At 55.3% G+C, this 15,937-nt stretch carries 15 protein-coding genes; 5 read left to right on the top strand and 10 right to left on the bottom strand.

The window, feature by feature from the left end; all coding sequences use genetic code 11:
- Nucleotides 1-131: 131 nt before the first annotated feature.
- A complete protein-coding gene (locus ACWJJK_RS00075; protein ID WP_077728343.1) occupies nt 132-1,025 on the top strand; it encodes a phosphoribosylaminoimidazolesuccinocarboxamide synthase in 894 nt (297 codons plus the stop codon).
- Between the two features lie 77 nt (nt 1,026-1,102).
- Nucleotides 1,103-1,816 (top strand): DUF2490 domain-containing protein, encoded by a 714-nt coding sequence (locus ACWJJK_RS00070; RefSeq protein ID WP_454128523.1) that lies wholly within the window; start codon nt 1,103-1,105, stop codon nt 1,814-1,816.
- Between the two features lie 22 nt (nt 1,817-1,838).
- Here ACWJJK_RS00070 and ACWJJK_RS00065 read toward each other — a convergent pair whose 3' ends face one another.
- A complete protein-coding gene (locus tag ACWJJK_RS00065; protein ID WP_454128522.1) occupies nt 1,839-2,336 on the bottom strand; it encodes a flavin reductase family protein in 498 nt (165 codons plus the stop codon).
- A gap of 74 nt (nt 2,337-2,410) precedes the next feature.
- Here ACWJJK_RS00065 and moaC point away from each other — a divergent pair, with 74 nt between their 5' ends.
- Nucleotides 2,411-2,893 (top strand): cyclic pyranopterin monophosphate synthase MoaC, encoded by a 483-nt coding sequence (gene moaC, locus ACWJJK_RS00060; RefSeq protein ID WP_133716383.1) that lies wholly within the window; start codon nt 2,411-2,413, stop codon nt 2,891-2,893.
- A gap of 69 nt (nt 2,894-2,962) precedes the next feature.
- Here the strand turns inward: moaC and ACWJJK_RS00055 are convergent, their stop codons facing one another.
- The gene (locus tag ACWJJK_RS00055; protein WP_077728204.1) at nt 2,963-3,451 is read right to left on the bottom strand and encodes a dihydrofolate reductase; all 489 of its coding nucleotides are present in this window, start codon (nt 3,449-3,451) and stop codon (nt 2,963-2,965) included.
- Nucleotides 3,452-3,454: 3 nt separating this feature from the next.
- The gene (locus ACWJJK_RS00050) at nt 3,455-4,618 is read right to left on the bottom strand and encodes an alkene reductase (protein WP_156879930.1); all 1,164 of its coding nucleotides are present in this window, start codon (nt 4,616-4,618) and stop codon (nt 3,455-3,457) included.
- 211 nt (nt 4,619-4,829) lie between these two features.
- On the opposite strand from ACWJJK_RS00050, the gene ACWJJK_RS00045 reads away from it, so the two are divergent.
- Nucleotides 4,830-5,465 carry an MEDS domain-containing protein gene (locus ACWJJK_RS00045; protein WP_077728206.1) on the top strand — a complete coding sequence of 212 codons (636 nt, stop codon included), beginning with the start codon at nt 4,830-4,832 and terminating at the stop codon, nt 5,463-5,465.
- Between the two features lie 9 nt (nt 5,466-5,474).
- On the opposite strand, the gene ACWJJK_RS00040 is transcribed toward ACWJJK_RS00045, so the two are convergent.
- A complete protein-coding gene (locus ACWJJK_RS00040) occupies nt 5,475-5,732 on the bottom strand; it encodes a hypothetical protein (RefSeq protein ID WP_166642461.1) in 258 nt (85 codons plus the stop codon).
- A gap of 141 nt (nt 5,733-5,873) precedes the next feature.
- Between ACWJJK_RS00040 and ACWJJK_RS00035 the strand changes: the two genes are divergently transcribed.
- On the top strand, nt 5,874-7,724 hold the full coding sequence (locus ACWJJK_RS00035) for a PAS domain S-box protein (protein WP_168183835.1): 1,851 nt from the start codon (nt 5,874-5,876) through the stop codon (nt 7,722-7,724).
- A gap of 45 nt (nt 7,725-7,769) precedes the next feature.
- On the opposite strand, the gene thyA is transcribed toward ACWJJK_RS00035, so the two are convergent.
- The 6 genes from thyA to dnaA form a co-directional block, all read right to left on the bottom strand.
- Nucleotides 7,770-8,666 carry a thymidylate synthase gene (thyA, locus tag ACWJJK_RS00030; protein ID WP_077728208.1) on the bottom strand — a complete coding sequence of 299 codons (897 nt, stop codon included), beginning with the start codon at nt 8,664-8,666 and terminating at the stop codon, nt 7,770-7,772.
- 57 nt (nt 8,667-8,723) lie between these two features.
- Nucleotides 8,724-9,533 (bottom strand): prolipoprotein diacylglyceryl transferase, encoded by an 810-nt coding sequence (gene lgt, locus ACWJJK_RS00025; protein ID WP_086134434.1) that lies wholly within the window; start codon nt 9,531-9,533, stop codon nt 8,724-8,726.
- Between the two features lie 317 nt (nt 9,534-9,850).
- Nucleotides 9,851-12,268 carry a DNA topoisomerase (ATP-hydrolyzing) subunit B gene (gyrB, locus tag ACWJJK_RS00020; protein WP_077728344.1) on the bottom strand — a complete coding sequence of 806 codons (2,418 nt, stop codon included), beginning with the start codon at nt 12,266-12,268 and terminating at the stop codon, nt 9,851-9,853.
- A gap of 14 nt (nt 12,269-12,282) precedes the next feature.
- Nucleotides 12,283-13,353, bottom strand: coding sequence for a DNA replication/repair protein RecF (gene recF, locus ACWJJK_RS00015; protein WP_156879929.1), 1,071 nt, complete (start codon nt 13,351-13,353; stop codon nt 12,283-12,285).
- A gap of 81 nt (nt 13,354-13,434) precedes the next feature.
- Nucleotides 13,435-14,538: a DNA polymerase III subunit beta gene (gene dnaN, locus ACWJJK_RS00010; RefSeq protein WP_156879928.1), complete on the bottom strand. Its 1,104-nt coding sequence runs from the start codon at nt 14,536-14,538 to the stop codon at nt 13,435-13,437.
- A 73-nt stretch (nt 14,539-14,611) separates the two neighbouring features.
- A complete protein-coding gene (gene dnaA, locus ACWJJK_RS00005; protein ID WP_086134437.1) occupies nt 14,612-15,937 on the bottom strand; it encodes a chromosomal replication initiator protein DnaA in 1,326 nt (441 codons plus the stop codon).

Genomic DNA, 15,937 nt, shown 5'->3' with positions numbered 1-15,937 from the left:
CACAAAGTTACATGATTGGCGGTTATTCATAAAGCCCACAACGTTGGCGCAGTCCGTGCTTTACGGCCTGCCAAGACGCCGATCGGGTCTTGACCATAGTCCGTTTCAACCACAGTTGCCGAAGAGGAATGATGAACGCCCCGGACACCCTATACGAAAGCTCGCTGAAAAGCTTGAGCCTCCGCGGCCGCGGCAAAGTCCGCGACATTTATGACATCGACGACGATCACATGTTGATCGTCACGACCGACCGCCTGTCCGCGTTCGATTGCATTCTGCCCGATCCCATTCCCGGAAAAGGCAGGGTACTCACCTCGGTTTCCAATTTCTGGTTCGGAAGGCTTAAGCATATCGTCCCCAACCATTTGTCCGGCCTGACGCTGGATCGGGTCATTTCCGATCCCGCCGAACGCGCCCAGGTAGAAGGGCGGGGAATCGTCGTCAAGAAACTCAAGCCCCTTCCGGTGGAAGCCGTCGTACGCGGTTATCTGATCGGCTCGGGCTGGAAGGATTATCAAAAGAACGGAGCGGTTTGCGGTATCGCGCTACCGCCGGGATTGCAGCTTGCGGAGAAACTGCCTGAGGCCATTTTCACACCGTCGACCAAGGCGGAATTCGGCAGCCACGACGAAAATATCAGTTTCGAGAAAACCGTCGAACTGATCGGAAAAGATTTGGCGGAACAAATCAGACGCATCAGCCTTAAGCTTTACACCGAAGCGGCGGCCTACGCCCTCGATCGGGGCATCATCATTGCCGACACCAAATTCGAATTCGGCCTGGATAATGCCGGCCAGCTCTATCTCATCGACGAGGCGCTGACTCCGGATTCGTCCCGTTTCTGGCCGGTGGATCAGTACCGGGTCGGCATCAGCCCGCCCAGCTTCGACAAACAATTCGTACGGGATTATTTGGAAACTCTGTCCTGGAACAAACAGCCTCCCGCCCCTCATTTGCCGCCTGAAGTGATTACCAAAACGGCCGAAAAATATCGGGAAGCGGAGGAACGTCTGACCAAGCCGTAGGTCGTCGCGAAAACGGGTTGACGCAGATAGTTTTGACCCGATAATACCCGACTTGCTTTCAAGAGACAGGGTAGACGATGAAATACCGATCGAATCAGCGCCTCCGCTGGCTGTTGCCGGCAATTTTTTTGTCCGGGCCGCACGTTACCTCAGCCGAATCGCTCGAAGATTTCCAAACCTGGGGCAATGTCACCGCCGTCGGCGGCTTCGGGGTTATCGATCCGAAGTTCAAAAGCTTCCGCTATTGGCTGGAAGGCCAGGGGCGTTTCGGCGAGGATACTTCCCGCTTGTCACAAAGCATGGTGAGGCCCGCGCTGGGTTACGCGCTCAACGACAATGCAAGCGTGTGGCTGGGCTATGCCTGGATTTTCACCGATCGGCCGTTTACCGGGCGGCGCTTCGACGAAAATCGTATCTGGCAGCAATTCCTGTGGACACAGCCTACTTCGTTCGGCACTTTCACCAGCCGATCCCGGCTAGAGCAGCGCTTCGCCGAAACCGGCAGCGATGTCGGCTGGCGCTTCCGGCAATTCGTAAAACTTTCGGTCCCGCTCGACTTCGCACCGGACTTCAGCCTGGTGGGCTGGGAAGAGGTGTTTGTCAGAATCAACAAAGCCGACTGGAGCGGGGATGATGGGCTTGATCAGAACCGGCTCTTCGTAGGATTGGGCTACAACGTCAATAAAGAAATCAGGACCGAAATCGGCTACATGAATCAATATATCCGGAGAGCCGAGGCTCCCGACCGAATCAGCCATGTATTGTCGGTCAGCCTCTTTTTGAATTACTGATGTCCGGGCGCGCGGCGTCATTTCAGGAAAAACGATCCGGAAAAATCGCCGCCGCGCCATCCATATCGCCGGTCTCCCGGTACGTCAGGGGTGCTGCATCCGGCTTCAGCAAAGCTCCATTAATTACCCGGCCAAGCGCCAACACATGATCTCCGGCCGGGCATTCTCCGGTTAACTCGCACTCGAACCAGGCTAGGGCATCCACCAATAGCGGCGTACCGTCGCGCCCTCTCCGCCAGGCCACCGAAGCGAGTTTATCGGTGCTGGCCGGACTTCCGAAATGTCTCGCCACATCCATCTGCTCCCGGCTCAGCACGTTCACCGAAAACGATTTCCCTTGCTTGAGCAGTTCATAGGAGGAATGACGGGGATTGATGCTCAACGCCAAAAGCAAAGGGTCGAAGGATACGGGCATAACCCAGGCTGCGGTGAAGGCGTTGTGGCGTTCGCCGACGGCGACACCGATCACGTAGACACCACAAGTGATTCGTCTGAATAAATCGGCTATGGCTTGACTCATGATTCTCTCTTTGCCCCCGAACTGGCTTATCGCGGCTCTATAATAGCGTCATCTTGGCTTTAGACTACCGTAGCATGAGCAAGCTTACTCATTTCAATGAATCGGGCGCCGCCCATATGGTCGACGTCGGCGGCAAATCGGCCACGCAACGGGTGGCGATCGCCGAAGGTTATATCGAGATGCGTTCCGAAACCCTGGCGTTGATCCTGCAAGGCGGCCACAAAAAAGGCGATGTGCTGGGTATCGCCCGTATCGCCGGCATCATGGCCAGCAAGAAGACCTCGGAGCTGATCCCGCTATGCCATCCGATCGCGATCACGAGTGTGGACGTGATCCTCGAACCGGAGCCGGAGCGCCACCGTGTGCGCTGCGAAGCCACCGTCAAAACCGTCGGGCAAACCGGAGTCGAAATGGAAGCGCTGACCGCGGTGCAAGTGGCGCTCCTCACCATCTACGACATGTGCAAGGCGGTGGATCGCGGAATGACGATTCAGTCGGTTCGCCTGCTCGAGAAAGCGGGCGGAAAATCCGGGCACTGGCAGCGAGAAAAAGGCTAGGCGCGAGCCGAGAACTCTTTCTGCGAAAATGCAGGAAGAGAACTCGATCAAACGCCCTCGTCGCTCGGATTACGGTGCTTTCCTTTCGAGCACCAAGAAACTGTAGCTCAGGCCGCTGTCCGGATCGTCCGTCACGTCGAGGCGCTCAATTTCAGACCATTCCTTCCATTCGAATTCCGGAAAGAAGGTATCTCCCACGAACTCGCGGTGAATGAGCGTGAGATAAAGCCGATCCGCCTTCGGCAATAATGTCTCATACAAAGATGAACCGCCGATGACCATGACTTCGTCGGCGTCCGCCTCGCCGAGTGCATCCCTCAGCGTATGCACCACCACACAGCCCGGTGCGACGTACGCCCGATCGGAAGTAAGCACGATATTTTTCCGGCCCGGTAGCGGCCGACCGATGGACTCGTGAGTCCGGCGACCCATGACCAAAGGCTTTCCCATGGTGATCTGTTTGAAACGCTTGAGGTCCGCGGACAAATGCCAGGGCATCCGGTTATCCACGCCGATCACCCGGTTTTCGCCCATGGCGACGATAAGAGAAATTTTCATCACTCAGCTTTTCTCCGCTGTGCCGATCGCGGTCATCGGTTCTTCCCCTCTTAGCTGCTTGAGCGTCGGGTAATCCACATACCCTTTGGCGCCACCGCCGTAGTAAGTCGATTCATCCGGCGGGTTCAGCTCGGCATTCTGTCGAAAGCGCTCCGGGAGGTCGGGATTGGCGATGAACAAGCGTCCGAACGCCACCAAATCCGCCCGCCCTTCCTCAAGACACGCGACAGCCTTGCGGTAATCGTATCCGCCGCAAACGATCAGAGTACCGCTGTATTTGGCGCGGATCAGCTTCATCATCGCCGGTCCCCGCGGATCAAACGACGGGGAGGCAGGATCGCGGGCCATTTCTGGCTCGACAATGTGAAGATAAGCGAGATTGAAGCGGTTTAACTGTTCCGCGACGTGACGGAAAAGCGCTTCCGGGTCGTCATCACCCATATCGTTGAAACTGCCCAGCGGCGACAAACGGACACCGACACGCTGCGGTCCCCATACCCGACAGACGGCCGCCACCACTTCCATTAGCAGCCGGGCGCGGTTTTCCACCGGTCCGCCGTACTCATCGGTGCGGTGGTTGGAACTTGTGTTGAGAAATTGGTCCAACAGGTAGCCGTTGGCGGCGTGGATCTCGACGCCATCCAAACCTGCGTGGAGGGCATTGCTCGCACCGTGCGCATATTGCTTCACGATATAGGGCATTTCCTCGATAGCCATCGCTCTGGGAGTGACGAACGGAACCATTTCGCCTTCCCCTCGCTCGTTGACGATGAAGGCCGTACCCGATGGCCGAATCGCTGAAGGCGCGACCGGAAGCTGCCCATCCGGCTGCAAGGCAGGGTGAGAAATGCGGCCCACGTGCCATAGCTGCATAAAAATAAGGCCGCCGGCTCGATGTACGGCTTCCGCAACCGAACGCCAACCGACGACCTGATCCGGCCTATGTATGCCGGGCGTCCACGCGTATCCTTGGCCTTGCTGCGAGACTTGCGTAGCCTCGGAAATGATGAGCCCTGCGGATGCGCGTTGCGCATAGTAAAGTGCGTTCAGATCGGTGGGAACATTTCCGGGCTGCCCGGCCCGCGAACGCGTCAGCGGCGCCATGACCATGCGGTTCTTCAGTTTATAAGGCCCTAATGCGTAAGGTTCGAAGATCGGGTTGTTCATGGTTCGCCCCCGGTCTGGCTACGGTTCGAAGAATGAGCACAAAGGGCGATCGCGGTGGGGAACATATAGGCGCTTTCCGGTGTCAACTCTGTCTCAGTTGGTTATTCGCTCTATTCGACTTCGGTACGTACAAAATGGTCGCGGTCTTTTTCTGACAAATGACTTGGGTTAGCATTGATTTAGATCGGACAGAAATTTCCTGAAAAAGCTTATGTGTTACGCGCAAAAAAAGGATGCGGCGTTCGGCTTCACCGATCAGCATCTCCCTTCAGGCAGTCACCTCTGCTACATCTACACCGATGAAGAAGAGCATTCCCGCACGATGGCGCAATTCGTGGAGAGCGGTCTGGTATCCGGAGAAAAGGTCGCCTATCTGGCGGATGTGTCATCGGGCGACGAACTCGAACAGTATATCGCTAGACTGGGCATTAATTTACCCGAGCATCTCCGGCCGGGCCAGTTCATTTTGAGCCAAGCTGAAAAGACGTATTGCCCCGACGGGGCCTTTCTGCCGGAACGGATGATCGACACCTGGCGGTCGATGTATCGGCAGAGTATCGATGAAGGCTTTTTGGGAATACGCGCCACTGGTGAAACCGGCTGGACCAGCAACGAGCATCCTGGGCTGGAGCGGTGGTTCGAATACGAGTCGATGCTCAACATCGTTGTAAACGAGGTCCCTTTTAGCAGCATCATTTGCCAGTACGATGCCAACCGACTGGGCGGTGCCAATCTGTACGAAATTCTAAGGGTGCATCCTCTGATGATCGTTCAGGGGCAAATTCTGCACAACCCCTATTACGAAGCACCCGAGCAATATCTGTCCCGGCTCCGGGCTTCAAGATGATCGTTACCCTTAGCGCACGGTCATTTTTTCGGCTTTGCCTTGCATACTCCGCGCTCCTGCCTGAGCTTGAGTTGGCCCCATCATCCACCTGAAGGTGGAAACAGCGTTATGACGAGTCCGGTAACGGTCGTTCTTCAGCCGCAGCCCGAAATATTGGGGAAACTGCTGATCGTGCAACAAACGCTCGGGATTTTGTCCGCAAGGGAAGAGCAGGCCGCTTTCCTTTGCCGCGCATTGCGTGACATCCCCGGGGTCGAGAATGTCCACTTTTGCTTTTGTGGATCATTCGTATCCGAACAGCGGAAAGGTGCCGGCCTCTCTACGTGCGATCATTGTACGAACACCACACCGTCCATTGGACTTAAACGCTGTGGCGCCATTCCCGATGCCGGGCATGAGTGTATCCCGTTGCGCACGAACACGACGCTGTTCGGCTTTCTCATCCTCAGAATCGCAAACCTGCAGGCGTTCACGCCTTATGCTCCCTATATCCTCAACACCGCCAATTTCGTGGCGACTTTAATGGAGAAACGGGAAACCAAGGAACGGTTGGAGCAGGTGCTAGATGATCTGGAGAATCAAGTCGCCGCTCGTACTGCCGATTTGTTGGAAAAGAACGCCCGACTGGAGGCGGAAATCCAGCGGCGGGAAGCGGCCGAGTCGGCGCTGCATGAAGCGTACGAGCAGTTGGAAAGGAGAATCGAAGAACGTACCGCAGCCCTAAAATTCAGTGAAGAACGTCTCCAAAGCATTATCACTACTGCCGTCGATGGGATCATCACCACGGACAGCGGCGGCTACATCGAGCTTTTCAACGCCGCTGCGGAAAGGCTATTCGGCTATACCGCTGCTGAAGTTATCGGGAAAAACATTCGAATTCTCATGCCGTCGCCAGACCGCGAACGCCATGACAGTTTCATCGAACGTTATCTAGCCACGGGCACGAAGACCATCATCTGCATCCGTCGGGATGTCGATGTACTACACAAAAACGGCTCTATTTTTCCGGCCGAACTTACCGTCAGCGAGATGCAGATCGGCGGGCAAACAAAGTTCACAGGAATCATACGCGATATTACCGAGCGCAAGTGGGCCGAGACGGCGCTTAGGGAGAGCGAAGCGCGATTCCGCGCCATGGCCGAGACGGTGCCGGATATCCTGTTTACCAGCGATTCGAGCGGGTTTATCGACTATATCAGCCCCCGATTCTATGAGTATTCGGGCTTACCGCCGGATTCGAAAAGCACCGAATGGGTTGCGGCCATACATCCGGATGACGAAGAGCGCACTAGGCTGCAATGGCAGCATGCGGTGACAACGGGTGAGCCGTTCCGAACCAAGTATCGTCTTCGCTCGACCGACGGATCCTACCAATGGTTTCAGGTTCGCGCTCGCCCGATTCGTGATGCGAGCAGTCGCATCACCAAGTGGTTCGGAATCTGCTCCGACATCGACGAACTCGTCCGGGTTCAGGATGCCTTGGAAGAAGCCGATCGGCGCAAGAACGAATTCCTGGCAATGCTATCCCACGAATTGCGTAATCCCTTGGCTCCCATTCGCAATGCGGTTCAGGTGATGGGACTGCTGAATCTGACCGATTCGCGATTGCTGTGGGTTAAAGACATGATCGATCGCCAGGTCAAACATTTGGTTCATTTGGTCGATGATCTCCTGGATGTATCGCGCATCACCCGCGGCAAGATTACGCTCAAAAACGAACCTATCGAACTGTCCGTCCTCATCGACCGGGCAGTCGAAGCTACCGAAGCCATTATCGATTCCCAACAGCATCGACTTTCTATCTCATCTCCCGAGGAACCGGTGTTGCTGAGAGGGGATGCGGTCAGGCTGGTTCAGGTAGTTACCAATCTCTTGAATAATGCGGCCAAATACACGCCTCACGGCGGCCACATTCAGCTAACGGCGATCCCAAATGCACGGGAACTCATATTGTCTGTAAAGGACAACGGTATCGGCATTTCGCCCGAACTCCTGCCGCACGTATTTGATCTATTTACGCAGGCCGAACGCTCATTGGACCGGTCTCAAGGCGGGCTCGGTATCGGGTTGACTTTGGTGCGGAAATTGGTCGAAATGCACGGTGGAAGCATCGAGGCCCTGAGCGGCGGTCCGGGGAAAGGGAGCGAGTTCGTAGTTAGATTGCCGCTGTCAGACAACACCGCGATGAATGCTCGGCAGGAAATGACGCCTGAACAGCCTGGAAACCGAACGGCGCCCGGCGGCCGAGTGCGGAACTAAATCGATTCGTTTTCGCCTGCTGCGCGTGCCGCCGCGTCGGAGCGTTCAAACCGCCACTTCGGCCGGTATGTGGGGATGGGGATCATAGCCCTCCACTTCGAAATCTTCGATTCGATATCCGAATATATCGGCTGCCTTGCGTTTGATGTGCAACCGGGGAAATGGACGCGGCTGTCGCTCTACCTGAAGCTGTGCCTGCGGGATATGATTGCGATATAGATGCACGTCGCAACCGAACCAAACGATCTCTCCAGGCGTATACCCGCAATGATCGGCGAGCAGATGGGTCAACAAGGCTAGATTGGCGACATTCCAACCCAGCCCCAGATAGGCATCCGCCGAACGCTGCATCAAGGCTCCCGACAAAGTGTTCGTAGCCTGGCTAACAAAGAATTGATAGGTTTTGTGGCAGGGTGGAAGCGCCATCTCGTCCAACTGGGCCACGTTCCAACCCTCGAAAAGCAGCCGGCGTGAGGTCGGATCGTTCTTCAGTCCATCGACCAATAGCTGCACCTGGTCGATCTCTTTCCCATCGTAATCCCGCCAACGGCGCCATTGATGCCCATACACCGGTCCCAAGTCGCCCCAGCGGGCGGCGAATTCATCGTCGCTCAAGATACGGCGTTCAAAATCCTCTTGGCTTATCGATTCACCCGTCGCAGTTCGGTATTTTTTCAAGGGCCAATCCGTCCAGATACGCACGTTCTGTTCGAGAAGCTCCCGGATATTCCGACCGCCCGACAACATCCACAAAAGCTCCTTGAACGCCGTCTTCCAAAAAATCTGCTTGGTCGTGAACAGCGGGAATCCCGCCGCGAGGTCGAATCGCATCGTATAGCCGAACAGAGCGCGCGTCCCGACCCCGGTTCGATCGATTCGCTCATCCCCTTCGGTTATCAGTTTTCGAAGTAAAGTGAGATATTGCTCTTCGGGATGGGACATTATGGCTGGCGTTTTCGTTGTTTAAGCCGGTCTTCCGTTTCGTACGGTGCTTCGATTTCAGGACTCATCAGTCCTCAGGCCAGAGGCCATCGGACGGCGGTAGGCCAAAACGAGAAGCAGGATACCCAGGATGATCATGGGAAAGCTCAACACCTGCCCCATGGTGAGCCAGCCGAAGGCCAGGTAACCGATGTGAGCGTCCGGTAGACGAACGAACTCGACCATGAAGCGGAACATGCCATAGAGGAGCAGAAACAAGCCGCTTACCGCCATTGTCGGCGGCGACCGACGGCTGAAAAAGTGTAGTGCCACGAAAAGAACGATACCTTCCAGAAAGGCTTCATAGAGCTGGGAAGGATGGCGCGGCTCCGGGCCGGCATCCGGAAACACCATCGCCCAAGGCACATCAGTTGGTTTTCCCCAAAGCTCGCCATTGATGAAATTCCCGATGCGGCCCGTAAAAAGTCCGATCGGCACGTACCGCGCGACAAAATCGGTCACCGCAAAAAACGAGCTTTTCTGCTTTCGAGCAAAGATCCACATTGCCGCTAACGCTCCCAACAATCCTCCGTGGAAGGCCATACCGCCTTCCCATACTCTAAACAGCATTAACGGGTCTTGAGTGAATGCCGGAAAGTTATAGAAGAGCATATATCCCACCCGGCCGCCGATCACCAGCCCAAGAGCGGTATAAAAGATGAGATCCTCCACCTGAGCTGGGGTCCACGGGAAACCGGGTTCTTTGGCTCTTTGGCGAGCCAGCCACCATGCACCGCCGATACCGATGACATACATCAGCCCGTACCAATGAATTTTCAAAGGACCGATGCTAATAGCCACTGGATCGATAGAGGGATATGGCAACATTTGGCTGTCTCTCCGCAGATGGGGTCCGGATAAAGCGTGCTTTAGAGCTCGAGAAGGTGCGATCGAGGCTTATCGGAAGATTATAACTGGTAGAAGTATACCGTGATCGTAGGTCATCGGTGCGGTGGAAAAGCGAGGTAACTCGTTTCTATGTTCCACGTGGAACAAACTGTTTAACTCGGACGGATCAAGCTCGCTCGAATGATGTTTCCGAGGCTCTAATGAGTAATTGCAGTATCCCAAAAAAAAGGCTCCTGGTTAGGAGCCTTTTCGAACCGCCGAAGGGTTCCGATCTCTAGCCAGTAAGACGATCCGCATCAAACGTCCAAGTTCGCGACTTCCAGCGCGTTCTTCTCGATAAAATCGCGTCGTGGCTCGACCTGATCGCCCATGAGCGTCGAAAAGACCTCGTCGGCCGCTATCGCATCCTCGATCTTCACCTGAAGCAAACGGCGAGTATTCGAATCCAATGTCGTCTCCCAAAGCTGCTCGGGATTCATCTCGCCAAGTCCTTTATAACGCTGGATATGTTGACCTCTCTTCGCTTCCGTCATCATCCACTGGAAGGCTTCCTTAAAGTTCCGCACGCGCTCCCGTTTGTCGTCACTGGCGATAAACGAATTTTCACCAAATAGTCCGTCCACTTTCTGACCGAACGTGGTGAGACGCTTGTAATCGCCGCCGCTGAAAAATCCTGCGCCGATATCGAAGGTCTTGTGAACGCCGTGCAGCCGCTTGCTGACATGCGCCCTAAACCCGTCGGCCTGATTCGCAAAATCCAGATCTATAGTAAAGCTTGCACTGCGATCGCGGGCATTCAACCGTGCGACCAAACCGGCAAACCACGCCTCGCACGCCGCGCGATCAGCAATCGTCGCGGCGTCCAAAACCGGATATTCAACTAGAAGATTGAGCAAACTCTCGTCATAGCGATGGGCGAGGCGCTCGATCAGGGCCTGAACATTCAGGTATTCCCTCGCGAGCTGCTCCAACCCCTGCCCTTGTATTGGGGGTGTCGTTTCATCGATATGCAGACGGGTCTTTTCGAGCGCCAATTGCAATAAATAGTTATCGAGCTCCGTATCGTCCTTTACATACTGCTCCTGTTTGCCTTTCTTGACCTTGTAGAGCGGGGGTTGAGCGATGTAGATATGGCCGCGCTCGATCAGTTCCGGCATTTGTCGATAGAAGAAAGTTAAAAGAAGCGTCCGTATGTGAGATCCGTCGATGTCAGCATCCGTCATGATGATGATGCGATGATAACGCAGCTTGTTCGGGTCATATTCCTCCCGCCCGATGCCGCAACCCAGCGCAGTGATCAGGGTACCGACCTCCTCCGAAGAGAGCATTTTGTCGAACCGAGCCCGCTCCACATTGAGAATCTTGCCCTTGAGCGGAAGTATCGCCTGCGTGCGGCGGTCTCGACCCTGCTTGGCCGAGCCACCCGCAGAGTCGCCCTCGACAATGAACAGTTCCGACAAAGTCGGATCGCGCTCCTGGCAGTCGGCCAGCTTGCCGGGAAGTCCCGCGATATCCAGCGCAGTTTTCCTTCGCGTCATTTCCCTGGCTTTACGAGCCGCCTCCCGCGCACGAGCGGCATCGATCATCTTATTTGCGATCAGGCGGGCGACCGGCGGATTTTCCAGCAGAAATTCCTGAAACTTTTCACCCATGGCCGATTCGACCACTGGCTTGACCTCAGACGAGACGAGCTTGTCCTTAGTCTGGGACGAAAACTTGGGATCTGGAACCTTTACCGAGAGTACCGCCGTCAACCCTTCCCGCGCATCGTCGCCCGAGGTGGCGATCTTCTGCTTTTTCAGCAAGCCTTGATCTTCGATGTATTGATTGAGGGTCCGCGTAAGCGCAGCGCGGAAGCCCGCGAGATGGGTCCCGCCGTCTCGCTGCGGGATGTTGTTAGTGAAACAGAAAATGTTTTCCTGGTACGAGTCGTTCCATTGCATGGCGACCTCGACCCCGGTACCGTCCTTTTCCGTTTGGAAGTAGAACACCTTATCGAAAAGCGGCGTCTTGTTCTTGTTGAGATGTTCGACAAAGGCGCGTATACCGCCCTCGAACTCGAAGACATCGCTCTTCCCCGTACGCTCGTCCTCCAGAGAAATCCGAACTCCGGAATTCAGGAACGACAGTTCACGGAGGCGCTTGGCCAGAACTTCGTAATGAAACTCGATATTGGTGAAAATGATGGGGCTGGGCTTGAAGCGGATGGTCGTGCCGGTCCCGTTCGCATCGCCGACAGCGGACAGCGGAGCCTGCGGCACGCCGTCACGATACTCCTGTCGGTAACGCTTGCCCCCGCGCTGAATTTCCAGGACCAGATGCTCAGACAATGCGTTTACGACGGATACGCCGACACCGTGAAGCCCACCGGAAACTTTATAGGCATTGTCGTCGAATTTTCCTCCGGCATGCAGGACGGTCATGATAACCTCGGCGGCAGAGCGTCCCTCTTCTTCGTGGATGTCGACGGGAATTCCTCGGCCATCGTCCGTCACGGTCACAGATTCGTCGCTGTGGACGATAACTCGGACCGTCTTGCAGTGGCCGGCCAAGGCTTCGTCGATCGAATTATCCACGACCTCGAATACCATATGGTGAAGCCCCGAACCGTCATCGGTATCGCCGATGTACATACCAGGGCGTTTGCGGACGGCATCAAGACCTTTCAGGACCTTAATGGCGGAGCTGTCATAATCTTTCGCGAGTTTGGTCATGCTCATTTCTTAATTCACGCTTGCTTTACTTGCCCATGTTCCACGTGGAACACAGCGGCGTCGTTGATGGCCTCTTTGATCATTTCCTCCGTGGTGGCGGTAATGAAAAACTGGGTGCGCCGCTCCTTCAAAAAACCGAGAAGTCTATTCTTGTTGTTTTCGTCCAATTCGGACGCCACGTCATCAACCAGCACGCACGCACTCATGCCGGCGCTCTCTTCCATCAGAAGGGACTGGGCCAGCAAAAGCGCGTAAACCAAAAGTTTCATTTGACCGCGGGAGAGATACGCTTTTGCCGAACGACCGTCCAGCACGATGGAGAAGTCGGCTTTGTGGGGACCCGATTGAGTATGTCCGAGGCGAATGTCCGAGGCGACATCCTCCTGCAACGCCGCTTCCAGAGTCTTGTTCCTGTTCCACCCCGATTGCACGTGCAAATCAAGCCTAACGCCCGCAAAAAACTGCGCGGCAGCTTGAAAAAAATAGGGCATAAGCCTCTCCGTATAGCGTTCGCGCGCACCATGTATTATTGTACCGTACCGCGCAAGCTCCCGGTTCCATAGCTCAATGTCGCGAAGTCGCCTTTCCCGCAGCAGGATATTGCGCTGGCTCAACGCCTTGGCGTAGCGTCGCCAGCAATCGAGATACGACTCTTCAAAGTGAAACACTCCCCAGTCGAGAAATTGGCGGCGATGCTTCGGAGCGCCCTCCAATAAAGCGCCGCTCGAAGGCTGAATGACGAGGACCGGAAATGTACGGATCAGTTCGGCACTGGATTGGATCTTCCTGCCCGAAAGATGGATCTCCCGCTCATCGCGAGCGATGCGAATTCCGATCGGAATCGTGTGGCCGGTATCGCTCGTAACTTTTCCGGTCACCATTAATCCGCTTCGCCCAAAGCGGATCGCCTGACTGATTTGGGGCGTACGAAACGAACGCGCTCGCCCCAACAAATAAACCGCCTCGAGCAAGGAGGTCTTTCCGCTGGCATTGGGTCCGATGATGAAGTTGAGGCGCGGGGATGGCTCTAGCGCAGCGGATTCAATGTTGCGTACATCATGGGCCTCAATCTTGACCAGACTCATACGCGTCCTCGCTCATCCACGACTTGAGGCACGGATCAGCCCGTAATCGCGCCATATCCGGCTAGCGAAAAATGCCCCACGCTACAGACGCATGGGCATAACGATGAATTTGAACTGCGTATCCTCGCAATCCTCGATTAGGCAGCTGTTGGCACTCTCGGTGAACGACAATTTAACGTTATCGGAATCCACGTTGTTGATAGCGTCCAAAAGATAAGACGCATTGAAACCGACCGAAATATCCTTGCCTTCCAGTTCGACGGCGAACCTTTCTTCCGCCTCTTCATGCTCAGGATTCTGGGCCTTGAGGCACATATTGCCGTCTTCGCTCACTTCCATGCTAACGCCCCGGTACTTCTCGTTCGACAATACCGAGACGCGCGTCAAAGCCCCTTTGAAAGCAGCCTTGTCTACCAAAATGACTCGCGTCAGCTCGCGTGGCATGACACGCTGATAGTCGGGAAACCTCCCTTCGATCAGCTTGGCCGCAAAGCTGAGCGTCCCCAAATCGACACGCAGATTGTTCGGTGCAACTTGAACTGTTACCGGTTCCTCGCCTTCGCCCAACAACCGATTCAATTCCAGAACGCCTTTTCTCGGAACGATGATCTGCCGGCCTTGCTCCGGACCACTTTCCAGCGACTGCTCAAAAAAAGCGAGACGGTGTCCGTCGGAAGAAACCGCCCGCAGCACTTGGCCGCCCAAATCCAGCAATAATCCGTTCAGATAATAACGGACATCCTGTTGCGCCATAGCAAAGAGGGTCTTTTCGAGCGCGCGTCTCAAGCAATTGCGCGGAATGGAGACCTCTATCTCCGGTGTTCCCGCATCGAATTCCGGATAGTTTTCCGCGGGTAGAGTACTCAGGTTGAATCGGCTGGACCCGCACTGGATAACGAATTTCTCCTGCCGGCAATCGATGTTCACCACGCTTTTTTCCGGTAAAAGGCGGCAAATATCCAAGAACTTACGCGCCGGCACCGTAACCGAACCCGAATCGCTGCCTTCAACCACGGCCTTGGTGACCAACTGCACTTCCAAATCCGTGCCCGTCAACTCCAAAGCCTCATCGGACAGCTTCAAAAGAACGTTGGACAGAATGGGCAAGGTTTGGCGTCGCTCGATGACGCCGACAACCTGTTGCAAGGGCGTCAGCAAATTCTCCCGGCTTATGGTGAACTTCATAGTAAGGTCATATGTTGATGCGGAACTCGTTGAACGAAAAAAGCCGACTTCTCAAACTGCCGATCCATCAAGTCTAGTTCGATAATGTGCGCATGAGATTCGAGTAGTCTTCGGCGAATTTGCTGTCGCTTTCCTTTAACTCCTGAACCTTGCGGCAGGCGTGCAAGACCGTGGTGTGGTCCCGTCCGCCGAACTGCTGCCCGATTTCCGGCAAACTGTGATTGGTCAGCTCCTTGGCCAATGCCATGGCGATTTGACGAGGACGCGTCACCGAGCGGGTGCGTTTGTTGGCCAAGAGATCGGCCACCCGGATCTTGTAGTATTCCGCAACCGTCTTCTGGATGTTCTCGACGTTGATCATCCGGTCCTGAAGCGCGATTAAATCGCGCAAGGCCTCTTTCGCAAACTCCAGCGTAATCGGCTTACCGGTGAAGTGAGCATTGGCGATGACGCGCCGCAAAGCGCCTTCCAGTTCGCGAATGTTCGAGCGAATTCGCTTACCGATGAAGAAAGCCACTTCCGGCGACAGATCGGCGCCGGCGTGCTGCGCTTTGCTCATCAGGATGGCCACGCGGGTTTCCAGATCCGGCGGCTCGATGGCCACCGGAAGCCCCCACCCGAAACGCGACTTTAACCGTTCCTCTAGGCCTTTGATTTCCTTGGGATAGCGGTCGCAGGTCAGGACCACCTGATGCTTGTTTTCCAGAAGGCTGTTAAATGTGTGAAAGAACTCCTCCTGGGAGCGTTCCTTGCCGGCAAAAAACTGAATATCGTCGATCAACAAGGCATCGACCGTCCGGTAATACTCCTTGAAGGCGCCGATCGCATTATGCTGCAAGGCCTTGACCATGTCGGAAACGAAGCGCTCCGAATGCAAATAGACGATGTTTGCCGAGGAGTTCGCCCTTAGAATTTCATTTCCGATAGCGTGCATAAGATGGGTCTTCCCCAGACCCACACCGCCGTAAATAAAGAGGGGGTTGTAGGCCCGTCCGACGTTCTGCGCCACTTGAATCGACGCGGCCTTGGCCAACTGGTTGGATTTGCCCTCGACGAAATTATCGAAGGTAAAAGCCGTGTTGAGATTGTTGGGAAGGCCTTTCTTGACACCGGCCGGCCTCTTGATCGCCGGCGCGACGGGAGACGCTTCCTGCTGCTTTCGCGTGCCGATTTCCAGAACGACATGGGGTGGCGGCTGGATCTTTTGGTCAGATAGAACTTCTTCGATCTTGCCGATAAAATGCTGCTTTACCCAATCGAGCACAAAACGGTTGGGAGCCAAGAGTTTCAACTCCGAACCATTTTCGACGGCTTGCAGGGGTCTGATCCAGGTATTGAACTGCTGCGGGGGCAATTCTCCTTCCAGCTTGCTCATGCACTGATTCCACAGCGCGCTCAT

Source organism: Methylocaldum gracile, from assembly GCF_053646815.1.
This window is presented reverse-complemented; position numbering and strand designations above follow the sequence as displayed.